This window comes from Mycobacterium sp. E3247 (assembly GCF_001667785.1).
Classification (GTDB): domain Bacteria; phylum Actinomycetota; class Actinomycetes; order Mycobacteriales; family Mycobacteriaceae; genus Mycobacterium.
In genome coordinates this window covers 26103-37308 of record NZ_LZJG01000358.1, presented here as the reverse complement: position 1 = coordinate 37308, position 11206 = coordinate 26103, and the positions used below count along the sequence as shown (strand labels likewise).

Below are 11206 nucleotides of genomic sequence, written 5' to 3'. Positions count from 1 at the left end.
GTCACCGCAGGGGAGTGATCATGCAAGGGGATCCGGATGTTTTGCGCTTGCTCAACGAGCAGCTGACCGGCGAGCTCACCGCGATCAACCAATATTTCCTGCATTCCAAAATGCAGGACAACTGGGGCTTCACCGAGCTCGCCGAGCACACCCGGGCCGAGTCCTTCGATGAGATGCGGCACGCCGAGGCGATCACCGACCGCATTCTGCTGCTCGACGGGTTGCCCAACTACCAGCGGCTCTTCTCGCTGCGCATCGGCCAGACCCTGCGCGAACAGTTCGAGGCCGACCTGGCCATCGAGTACGAGGTGATGGACCGGCTCAAGCCCGGCATCATCATGTGCCGCGAGAAGCAGGACACCACGAGCGCCAACTTGCTGGAAGAGATCGTGGCGGACGAGGAGAAGCACATCGATTACCTCGAGACGCAGCTGGAGCTGATGGACAAGCTCGGCGTGGAGCTCTACTCGGCGCAGTGCGTCTCGAGGCCGCCGAGCTAACGCCGCGCACGCCTTTCGCGGTTTTGGTTGCCACGGGTTGACCGTGGGCACTCAATACCATCGAAATCCGTGGGAAGGCGGGCATGACGAGGGCGACACCAGCGCCGGCTCCGGCCGGCCGCGCTTCGGATTCCGGGCCCAAGGATGTCGCGGTCGACCCGCAACGGCGCAATTTCATCTTCGTTGCGGTCCTGCTCGGCATGCTGATGGCCGCGTTGGACCAGACGATCGTGGCGACCGCGCTGCCCACCATCGTCGCCAATCTTGGTGGCGCAGGCCATCAATCGTGGGTGGTCACCAGCTACCTGCTGGCCTCGACCATCGCCACCGCCCTCGTCGGCAAGTTCGGTGACCTGTTCGGCCGCAAGCGGGTGTTCCAGGCGGCCGTCGTCTTCTTCATCGCCGGATCGGTGCTGTGTGGGCTCTCGAGCTCGATGGGCATGCTGGTCGCCGCACGCGCGCTGCAGGGCATCGGCGGCGGCGGGCTCATGGTGACCGCCATGGCGCTGATCGGTGAGGTGATCCCGCTGCGGGACCGCGGCCGCTACCAGGGCGCGATGGGCGCAGTGTTCGGCGTCACGACCGTGATCGGCCCCTTGCTCGGCGGCTACTTCACCGACCACTTCACCTGGCGCTGGGCGTTCTGGATCAACGTCCCCATCTCGGTCGTGGTCTTTTTCGTGGCGGCCGCCGCCATCCCGGCGCTGTCCGACCGCACCAAACCGGTCATCGACTACATCGGCATCGTGTTCGTCGGCCTGGGCGCCGCCGGGCTGACACTGGCCACCAGCTGGGGCGGGACCACCTACCCGTGGGGATCGCCCACGATCATCGGCCTGTTCGTCGGCTCGGTGATCGCGTTGTGCGTCTTCGCCTGGGTGGAAAGCCGCGCCGCCGCGCCGATCCTGCCGACCCGGCTGTTCGGCAGTCCGGTGTTCACGGTGTGCTGCGTCCTATCCTTCGTGGTCGGTTTCGCGATGCTGGGCGCCCTGACGTTCCTGCCGACGTACATGCAGTTCGTCGACGGCGTCTCGGCCACCACGTCGGGCCTGCGCACGTTGCCGATGGTGATCGGGATGCTGGCCACCTCGATGGGCAGTGGTGTCATCGTCGGGCGCACGGGCAGATATAAGCTCTTCCCCGTCGCCGGCACCGCCGTCATGGCGGTGGCGTTCTTTCTGATGTCGCGGATGGACCCGTCGACATCGGTGTTCGTTCAATCGCTGTTCCTCGTCATCCTCGGCGCCGGGATCGGGATGTGCATGCAGACCCTTGTCCTGATCGTGCAGAACACCGTGGGCTTCGACGACCTCGGCGTCGCGACCTCCGGCGTCACCTTCTTCCGCACGATCGGCAGCTCGTTCGGCGCCGCCATCTTCGGTTCACTGTTCACGAACTTCCTGCACAACCGGATCGGCCCGGCGATGGCGGCCAGCCGCGCGCCGGCCGCGGCCGCCGCGTCACCGGAGGCGTTGCACCGGTTGCCCCGCCAGGCGGCCGCGCCGATCGTCGCCGCCTACGCCGAGTCGCTCACCCACGTATTCCTCTGGGCGGTTCCGGTCGCGCTGGCGGGATTCGTCCTGGCGTTGTTCCTGCGGGAGGTCCCCTTGCGGGAAATGCACGACAGCACAATTGATCTCGGCGACGCGTTCGGCATGCCGAACACCGAGACCCCGGATCAGATGCTGGAGGGTGCGGTCGAACGCATGCTGCGCGGTGTGCCCGGCATGCGATTGCGCAGCATCGCCATGCGACCCGACTGCCGACTCGACGTGGCCGGATTGTGGGGCGTGTTGCGCATCAACCGCTACGAGCAGATGTATGGCACGGCCCGGCTCACCGACATCGCCGAGTACCTACGGATACCGTTCGAGGTGCTGGAGCCCACCTTCTCGCGGCTGATCGCCACCGGATACGCCCGCGGCGACGGCGACCAGCTGTGGCTGACACCCGCGGGGGCCCAGCAGGTGGACTACGTGCACTCGCTGCTGGTGGGCTGGCTGGTCGACAAGCTTGCCCGCTCACCGGGATTCGCCGGAAGACCGGATCGTCGCGTGGTGGAGGCGGCGTTGAATCGAGTCGCGGGCCGCGTTCTCGCGCAACGGGACTGGAGCGACGACCGACCCACCACGAAGATCCCGGTGCCCACACCCTGAAACTGGTGGTGCGGGCGTACCATCACGCCATGAGCCGAATCGGAACATTTGCTGACGACGACCTGGCCGGCTGGTTTGTGAAGTCCCCCGACATCGGCGGCGCGCTCGGCGGGTTCAGCAACGCGGTCTATACCAAGAACCGGCTGCCGCTGCGCACCCGCGAACTGGCGCGCGCCGTGATCGCGCACCGCAACGAATGCGTCGTCTGCGTCAACACCCGCGACGAAGACGGGCCCGCGGCCGGCGTCGACGAGGAGTTGTACGACCACGCCCTGCAGTGGCGCACCTGGCCTGGCTACAGCGAACAGGAGCGGCTGGCGGCCGAGTTTGCCGACCGCTTCGCCACCGAGCACACCGCCCTGCGCGACGACGAGGATTTCTGGAGCCGGTGCTCCGAACACTTCTCCGACGAGCTGCTGGCCGACTTGGCCCTGTCGTGCGCGCTGTGGGTCGGCATGGGTCGCGTGTTGCGGACCCTCGACATCGGCCAAGCCTGCAAGCTGACCATCCCGAGTCGCGCATAGCCGCTCTCGCCGCGGGCACAAACCGCGGCACCGCGGTGTTGCTCCACGGGTGAAGATTCGCTTCGGCGTCGGCCTGGGCCCGGACACCGCTCCAGATCGATTGGCGCCCATCGTCGATCACCTCGAGGCCAGCGGAGTCGACTCGCTGTGGTTCTCCGAGCTGGTGTACACCCCGGCGGTCGATCCGGCGGTCGGGATGGCCTACGCGCTGGCCCGGACCACCCGGTTGAAGGTCGGCACCTCGGTGGCTGTGCTCCCGGGGCGGCATCCGGTCCTGGTGGCCAAACAACTGGCATCGTTGGCGTCCCTGGCGCCGAAGCGCGTCCTTCCCGTGTTCGGCCTGCGGTCGGCCTTGCCGGCCGAGCGCGAGGTGTTCGTGGTCCCCGACGGGGAACGGGCCGCGGTGTTCGACGAGTCACTACAGGTGCTGCGCTCGGTGCTGGTCGAGGATTCGGCCAGCTACAGCGGCCGGTATTTCACCTTCAGCGGGGCCGCGGTCAAGCCCAGGCCGGACCCCCCGCTCGACCTCTGGCTGGGCGGCTCGGCGCCGCCGGCGTTCCGGCGCATCGGCGCGCTGGCCGACGGTTGGTTGGGTAGCTTCCTGACGCCGGCGGAGGCGCGGGCGGGCCGGGAGGCGATCGAACGCGCGGCTGAGCACGCGGGCCGGCGGATAGACCCCGATCACTTCGGGATCTCACTGGCCGTGGCGGACGGGTCCGACGAGTTGCCCGCCGCCCTGGCCGCGGCGGCCCGCGCGCGCCGTCCCGACGTCGATCCCGCCGAGCTGATCGCCGCCGGCTGGGACCAGCTGCACCGCCAGCTGGACGCCTACATCGACGCGGGACTGACCAAGTTCGTCATTCGCCCGGCGGGCGGCGCGCCGGTGGACGGCTTCCTCGATCGGTTCGTCACCGAATTGACGCCCCGGCAGAACTGAATTCGCGAGCCGGGGCATCGCGACCCTGCACAATGACTGCCATGACCGGCACACCGCTTGCCGCCGCCTCGGTCGCCGAGCTGGAGGCCCAGGGCGTCGACACCGTGATCGGCACCGTCGTGAACCCCGCCGGGCTCACCCTGGCCAAGACCGTTCCGATCCGGCGGACGAACGCGTTCGCCGATCCCGGCCTCGGCGCCAGCCCGTCGTGGCACGCGTTCGCGATCGACCAGAGCGGCATCGCCTTCACCCCCGATGCCGGCGTGATCGGCGACCAACGCCTCCGCATCGACCTGGCGGCCCTGCGCATCATCGGCGACGGGCTCGCGTGGGCGCCGGCCGCGTTCTTCGCCCAGGACGGCGCGCCCGTCCCCGCCTGCGCCCGCGGCACGCTGAGCCGGATCGAGACCGCCCTGTCCGAGGCCGGGATCGAGGCGATCGTCGGCCACGAGGTCGAATTCCTTCTGGTCACCCCCGACGGCGGCCGCCTCCCGTCGACGTTGTGGGCGCAATACGGCCTCGCCGGCGTGCTGGAGCATGAGGCGTTCGTCCGTGAGGTCACCCGGTCGGCGGCCGCGGCGGGCATCGCGATCGAGCAGTTCCATCCCGAGTACGGTGCCAACCAGTTCGAGCTCTCCCTGGCGCCACAAGCCCCGGTGGCCGCGGCCGACCAGCTGGTGCTGTTGCGGCTCATCATCGGGCGCGTGGCCCGCCGCCACGGGCTTCGCATCAGCCTGTCACCCGCACCCTTCGCTGGCGGCGTGGGATCCGGTGCACACCAACATTTTTCGCTGACCATGCTGGACGGGCGGCTGTTCTCCGACGGTTCGGGCACCCGGGGCATGACGGCCGCGGGGGAGAGCGCGGTCGCGGGGGTGGTTGCGGGACTGCCCGCGGCGCAGGGCGTGCTGTGCGGGTCGATCGTGTCCGGCTTGCGCATGCAGCCCGGCAATTGGGCCGGGGCGTATGCGTGCTGGGGAACCGAGAACCGCGAGGCGGCGGTGCGATTCATCGCGGGTGGGCCCGCGAACCCGCGCGGCGGAAACGTCGAGGTGAAGATCATCGACCCGTCCGCGAACCCCTACCTGGCGTCGGCGGCGATCCTGGGGCTGGCCCTGGATGGGATCAACCGCCAAGCCCCGCTGCCACCGGAGATCACCACCGACCCGGCTTCCCTGTCCGATTCCGAGCGCGATCGCGACGGCATCGTGAGCCTGCACCGGGGACAGGCCGAAGTGATTGCCGCACTGGACCGTTCGGACCTCCTGCGGAGCATTTTGGGCGACCCGGCGGTCGACATGGTGGTTGCGGTCCGCCGCCTGGAACGCGAGCGGTACGGCGATCTCGACACCGAGCGATTGGCGGAGAAGTTCCGCATGGCCTGGAGCCTGTGACGGGTCTCGCGATGACGTCCGACGCCCTGGCCCAGCACATCGGCGAAGTGAGGCTGATCGATCAACACGTCCACGGTTGCTGGTTGGCGGCGGGGGACTTGCCACGATTCGAGAACGCGCTCAACGAGGCGAACACCGAACCGATCACGGGCCCGGGTTTCGACTCCCAACTCGGCTTTGCGGTGCGCGCGCACTGCGCACCCGTTCTGGGCCTGCCCAGACACGTTGATCCGCAATCCTATTGGGAGCGCCGCAGCCGGTTCAGCGAGACCGAACTGGCCCGCATGTTCCTGCCGGCCGCGGGCGTGAGCGACTGGCTGGTGGACACCGGGATCGGCGCGGACACCGCCGGCCCCGACGTCATGGGGGAGCTGTCCGGCGGTCGCGCCCACGAGATCGTTCGCCTCGAGGAGGTGGCCGAACAGGCCGCGCGCGCGCCCGGTGACTACGCCGCGGCGTTCGACGACATTTTGCAGCGGCGTGCGGCGACAGCGGTCGGCACGAAGTCGATCCTGGCCTACCGGGGCGGGTTTGACGGCGACCTGAGCGAGCCGCCGGCGGCGATGGTCGCCGAGGCCGCGGACCGGTGGCGCGAGAGCGGCGGCACCCGGTTACGGGACCGGGTGCTGCTGCGTTTCGGGTTGCACCGGGCGCTGCGGTTGGGCAAGCCCCTGCAGTTCCACGTCGGCCTCGGCGACCGGGACTGCGAACTGCACAAGGCCAACCCGCTGCTGCTGCTCGACTTCCTGCGGCAGTCGGGGGGCACCCCGATCGTGTTGTTGCACTGCTACCCCTACGAGCGTGAGGCCGGATATCTGGCGCAGGCCTTCAACAACGTCTACGTCGACGGCGGATTGAGCGTGAACCAGCTCGGAGCGCGCTCACCGGCGTTCGTGGCCCGGCTACTCGAGCTGGCGCCCTTCCGGAAGATCCTCTACTCGTCGGACGGGTTCGGCCCCGCGGAACTCCACTTCCTCGGTGCGCTCCTGTGGCGCAAGGCAATTCATCGCGTGCTGGACGGTTTCGTAGCCGACGACGATTGGAGCGAGCGCGACGCCATCCGGGTGGTCGACCTGATCGCCCACGACAACGCCGCCGGGCTCTACCGGCTCTGACGCCCGATGACGCCGGGTCAGACCAGGTCCGACGCATCGAACACCCAGCTGGTGTCCGCGTTCGCGAGGTTCTCGAAGTGGTTCGGGGGAGCGAAGGCCACCAGGCTGTTCATGTCCCAATAGTCTTTCCAGACGGTGATCTTGGCCTCGCCGTCCTGCGCGGCGACCTTGTGGACCGTCACGAATCGCAGCACGCCTTGCTCGCCTGAGGTGAACGTCCAGGTCTCGGAATGCTCGTACATCACGTCGGAACCGTTGGACACCAGCACGCCGTCGTGGTTCTCGTAGCCCGCCAGCGGCTCGAGACCCATCTTGAGCCGCTGGACGATGTCTTCCGGTCCGCGCGCCGACAGCGCGGGCACCGGCATGTCGACGTACAGGCAGTCATCGGACAGGAACGTCTTGACCGCGTCCCAGTCCCGCCGCGAGAGCGCCCGCCACAACCCGAGTACGGCGCCCTCGACCGAGATCATAGAGGTGTCTGTCATAGTGCAAATAAACTCGGTAACCGCACGGGTGTCAACAGCCGCCAGACCCTGAAGGATGAGATCCATGAGCGGACGGGCAAAGATCCTGATCGCGATCGCCGTGGCCGCGATGCTGGCCGGCATATGCGGGGCCATCGCTTACGGATACTGGGGCACCAGCCAGGATTGTCGCGACTGGGTGGCCGCCAACGGCTACCGGCTGACGCGCGACGAGTGGTGGGCGAAGACCCGCGGCTGCGCGGCCAGGACGCCGGCCGGTGACGAGGTGATCCACAGCGAAGGCTTGGCCAGCAAGGCGCTCGGGTGGGTCTGGCAGTTGGCGATCTTCGCGGCGGGCGCCCTGCCGACGGCGATCATTCTCGCGCTCTTCGCTTTTCGGTGGCGCGGCGATTCCCTCGGCGGGAAGCCCTAGCCGTCCACGCGGGCCATCGACCGCGCCGGCCCCAGCGCCACCGGCAGAGACGACCAGCCCCGCAGTACACGCGTGTCGCGCCTGCTTCCCGCACCCGCCGCGCGCACCTCGGGAAACCGTTCGAAGAACGTCCGGAGCCCGACCTCGCCCTCGGAGCGCGCCAGCGCCGCGCCCAGACAGAAGTGCCGACCGCCGGAGAACGCGAGATGCCTTCCCGCGTTGGGTCGTTCGATGTCGAAGCGGTGCGGTTCGTCGAAGACCGACGGGTCACGGTTGGCGGCGGCCAGATAGACGAGCACCAGGTCGCCGCGCTGCAGTTGCTCGCCGGCCAGCTCGACGTCGCCGCGCGCCATGCGCGCGGTCAGCTGCACCGGCGACTCCAGCCGCAGTATCTCCTCGACGGCGTTGGGCCACAGGTCGGGCAGTTGGCGCAATGTGTCCAGGCGGTCGGGAGCATCCAGCAGCATGCGGATCCCGTTGCCCAGCAGGTTGACCGTGGTCTCGAAGCCGGCCGCCAACACCAGCCCGGCGATCGCCTGAAGTTCGTTCTCGTCCAAATACGTTTCCGCCGAGCCGCTTTCGGCTATCTGAATCAGCTGGCTCATCAGGTTGTCGGTCGGCGTGCGCCGTAACTGGCTCAGATGCTCCCCGAGCCAGGAGCTGAAGCCGGCGAGTCCCCGCTGCACACGCCGGTACTGCTGCCACGTCAGCCCGATGTCCAGGCTCGGCGCGGCGAGCTCACCGAATTCCAAGACGCGCCGCCGCTCACGCTCGGGTACGCCGAGGATGTCGCTGATGATCGCGACCGGAAGCTGCGAGCAATACCGCCCCACGATGTCTACGACGTCGCAGGCGCCGGACTCGGCGGCCAGCTGATCGAGCAGCCCCGTGGCGGTCTGCTCGACACGATCCCGTAGCGCGGCGACCGCCCGGGGAGTGAACACCGCCGAGACCGTCTTGCGGTAGCGGGTGTGGTCTGGCGGCTCGACGGCGAGCAGCGACGGTGCGCGCAGCGGATGCAGCAGGTCGTCGCGGGTGCGGCGCTCCAGCCAGCGCAACGGGCGCGGCAGATTCGCACCGAACATCAGCACGCGGAAGTCGTCGGAACGCAGCAGTTCGTGGGCGAGCGCATGGTCGGCCGTCAGGTAACTGACGCGGCCCTTGACCACCGGCCCCGCGGCGCGGAGTTCGTCGTAGAAGGGCGTCGGGTTGGCGGCCACCCCGGGATCGGCGATCAGCCTGGCGTGCAGGTCACCCCGCCGAACCCCGACCGTCGCGACGCCCCGAATGAAACCGTGCATCGCCAACCAGTGCAATCGTTCCTTCACCGGGCGCCTCCCTCGGTCGATGTCACCGAGCCTAGGCCCAGAACCCCGGCCGGGTCAGCACTCGGCGATGATCTTGAACTCGGTCGTCACCACTTTGTCGGGGTTGCTGCTGTTGATGCCGTACGCGCTGCCGGTGATCGTGTACGCGTCGTTGGTGACATCGGCGTGCGCGTCGCCCACCCCGCCTTCCCAGAAGCTCCCGGTGAACCCGTCGACGTTGCGGATCTTCACCCACTGGGGCATCACTCGGTAACCGCTGGTCAACACCACCGCCTCGACGCCGCCGTCGCGGTCCTTGATGTCGATGGTGCGGTACTGCTGGTTCTGGCTGCACGCCGGCGGGCGCGTCGTGTGGGTGGCGCCGTCGATGGTCAGACGGGCCGCCTTCCGGGGTACCGTCGGCCCCGCGCCACAACCCGCGACGCCGACACCGGCGATCAGGACGAGAACAACCGCGTGTAACCGGTGTCGCACCGGTTCACCTCCTTCACTGCCGCTTCGGCATCAGCGCGGGTAGGGATTTGACGATGCTGCGTCGTACGAACTCCGGGCTCAGGCCCTTGAACAAGTCGATCAGGCGAATGCCCTTGGGCACGTACCAGTGCAACCGCTTCGGGTGGTGGTAAGCCTGCCACGCCGCTTCCGCCACACTGCTCGCCGGCATCAACCGGAACGGGCCCTTCTTGGGCGCGGTGGCGTGCAGTTCCTCCGCCGTCCTCGGCGCGCCGCCGTCGCCGGAGTGATTGGTCGTCGTGGTCAGGATCGCGGTGTCGATCAGGCCCGGCAGCACGTCGGCGACGCGCACGCCGTGCCGGCCCCATTCCACGCTCAGCGCCTCTGTCAGCCCTTTGACCGCGTGCTTGGTCGACGAATACACGGCCAGGCGCGGCATGCCGTAGGTCGCCGACGAAGACGACGTCGAGAACATCAGGCTGCCCGGCGCCTTCTTCAGATACGGCAACGATGCGTAGGCGCCGGTGAGCACCGCCTTGTAATTGATGTCGACGAGGCGCATCGCGGCCTCGTACGGCACGTCCTCGAACCACCCGGATTCACCGATGCCGGCGTTGTTCCACATCATGTCGAGCCCGCCGCCGCTGTTGCCGGCACAGAAGTCGGCCAGGGCGCCCTCGAGCGCCGCCTTGTCCGTCACGTCAACCCGGCGGGTCCACAGCCGGTCGCCCAGTTCTTCTCGCAGCGTCGTGAGACCGTCGTCGTTGCGATCCACGGCGCCTACGCGCCACCCCTTGGCGTGGAACAGCTTTGCGCCCTCCCGGCCCATGCCGCTCCCCGCGCCGGTGATGAAGATCGATTTCACGGCGTCAGTCCGCTTCGACCACATCTTTGATGCGGTTCAGCGTTTTCGTCATGTCGCGGATGTTGCGCCGCTTGCGCAGACAACCGCCGAACAACCAGTAGATGCCCAGCCACGGCGCCGGGTTGAGCCGGAACGATTCGGTGACGTCCGTGCCGCCGCCGCTGGGCGCCAATCGGTAGTGCCAGTTGTTGACCGCCCGATCGCCGAGCAGCACCGCGAAGCCGAATTCGCGGCCGGGATCACACGCGGTGACCCCGCACGTCGTCCAATACACCGGGCCGATCTCGTTACGCCGCACGTGACCGCGGAATTTGGCGCCGAGAGCGGGGCCATTCGCTTCGCCCAGCCACTCGGCCTCGAACACTTCGGGGGAGAACCGTCCGATATTGTCGACGTTCGCGATCAGATTCCAGATCTTGTCCGCGGGCGCCGCCATGTGAACAGTCGCCGAACCTTCCATGGCCTGATCCAAACACAGCTTGCCGTCCGGTCATAGACCGCGACGGCGGTTGATCGTCAGCGTGGGGCCGCCGCCTGGATCAGCCCGTTGATGATCTCCTTGATGCCCTGCGCGGGGTGCGAGTACCAGCCGATCGGCAGGCCCGAGGCGGCGCCGCACTTGGGCCATGCCTCCACACCCTGGTCGGCGAAAACCCGGTTGGCTACGGCGATTTGCTGTTCCCTGGATGCGGCCGCCGGGTTGCCGACACCGCCGTAGCGTTCCCAAGTGCCCGGTTTGAATTGGAGCCCACCGTATTCGCCGTTTCCGGTGTTGGCGTGCCAGTTGCCACCGGATTCGCACTGGGCGATCGCATCCCAGTTGGGGGTGGGGGCCGAGGTGGCCACACCGGTGGACGAAGCTATCAACGCTGCAACGAACCCGCCGACCGCCAGGGACTTGACGAGAGGCTTGCAGAGAATTTTCATGTCCTGGATTTCGGCCGCCGTGGCCAAAGCGTTACCTATTCGAAAATGCCACGAGATTGGCCTTCTATCTGCGGATATGCGCGTATTGCGAAGGCGAAAGAAAGTGT

The 11206-nt window shown here is 68.0% G+C and carries 13 protein-coding genes; 7 read left to right on the top strand and 6 right to left on the bottom strand.

What is annotated here, in order from left to right:
* The first annotated feature begins 20 nt into the window (after positions 1–20).
* The 6 genes from bfr (at position 21) to A9X04_RS19725 (ending at position 6626) form a co-directional block, all read left to right on the top strand.
* On the top strand, positions 21–500 hold the full coding sequence (gene bfr, locus A9X04_RS19750) for a bacterioferritin (protein WP_055405255.1): 480 nt from the start codon (positions 21–23) through the stop codon (positions 498–500).
* A gap of 83 nt (positions 501–583) precedes the next feature.
* A complete protein-coding gene (locus A9X04_RS19745; protein WP_067924172.1) occupies positions 584–2656 on the top strand; it encodes an MDR family MFS transporter in 2073 nt (690 codons plus the stop codon).
* Positions 2657–2685: 29 nt separating this feature from the next.
* Positions 2686–3180: a carboxymuconolactone decarboxylase family protein gene (locus tag A9X04_RS19740; RefSeq protein ID WP_067924171.1), complete on the top strand. Its 495-nt coding sequence runs from the start codon at positions 2686–2688 to the stop codon at positions 3178–3180.
* 49 nt (positions 3181–3229) lie between these two features.
* Positions 3230–4117 (top strand): TIGR03854 family LLM class F420-dependent oxidoreductase, encoded by an 888-nt coding sequence (locus A9X04_RS19735; protein WP_067924166.1) that lies wholly within the window; start codon positions 3230–3232, stop codon positions 4115–4117.
* 41 nt (positions 4118–4158) lie between these two features.
* Positions 4159–5511 (top strand): glutamine synthetase family protein, encoded by a 1353-nt coding sequence (locus A9X04_RS19730; RefSeq protein WP_067924156.1) that lies wholly within the window; start codon positions 4159–4161, stop codon positions 5509–5511.
* Positions 5512–5522: 11 nt separating this feature from the next.
* Positions 5523–6626 (top strand): amidohydrolase family protein, encoded by a 1104-nt coding sequence (locus A9X04_RS19725; RefSeq protein WP_067924181.1) that lies wholly within the window; start codon positions 5523–5525, stop codon positions 6624–6626.
* 17 nt (positions 6627–6643) lie between these two features.
* On the opposite strand, the gene A9X04_RS19720 is transcribed toward A9X04_RS19725, so the two are convergent.
* A complete protein-coding gene (locus A9X04_RS19720; RefSeq protein ID WP_067924154.1) occupies positions 6644–7099 on the bottom strand; it encodes a nuclear transport factor 2 family protein in 456 nt (151 codons plus the stop codon).
* A 79-nt stretch (positions 7100–7178) separates the two neighbouring features.
* On the opposite strand from A9X04_RS19720, the gene A9X04_RS19715 reads away from it, so the two are divergent.
* Positions 7179–7526, top strand: coding sequence for a hypothetical protein (locus tag A9X04_RS19715; RefSeq protein WP_067924152.1), 348 nt, complete (start codon positions 7179–7181; stop codon positions 7524–7526).
* Here the strand turns inward: A9X04_RS19715 and A9X04_RS19710 are convergent.
* Genes A9X04_RS19710 through rpfC form a run of 5 tightly spaced genes read right to left on the bottom strand, consistent with a single transcriptional unit; the run spans position 7523 to position 11126 of the window.
* Entirely contained in the window at positions 7523–8854 is a 1332-nt protein-coding gene (locus A9X04_RS19710) for a cytochrome P450 (RefSeq protein WP_067924150.1), read from the bottom strand. The genes A9X04_RS19715 and A9X04_RS19710 overlap by 4 nt on opposite strands.
* A 54-nt stretch (positions 8855–8908) precedes the next feature.
* Entirely contained in the window at positions 8909–9328 is a 420-nt protein-coding gene (locus tag A9X04_RS19705; RefSeq protein WP_067924147.1) for a lipoprotein LpqH, read from the bottom strand.
* 13 nt (positions 9329–9341) lie between these two features.
* Positions 9342–10172, bottom strand: a complete 831-nt coding sequence (locus A9X04_RS19700) for an SDR family oxidoreductase (RefSeq protein ID WP_067924138.1) — start codon at positions 10170–10172, stop codon at positions 9342–9344.
* Between the two features lie 4 nt (positions 10173–10176).
* Entirely contained in the window at positions 10177–10650 is a 474-nt protein-coding gene (locus A9X04_RS19695) for an SRPBCC family protein (RefSeq protein ID WP_197509246.1), read from the bottom strand.
* Positions 10651–10688: 38 nt separating this feature from the next.
* On the bottom strand, positions 10689–11126 hold the full coding sequence (gene rpfC / locus A9X04_RS19690; protein ID WP_067924131.1) for a resuscitation-promoting factor RpfC: 438 nt from the start codon (positions 11124–11126) through the stop codon (positions 10689–10691).
* Between the last annotated feature and the right edge of the window lie 80 nt (positions 11127–11206).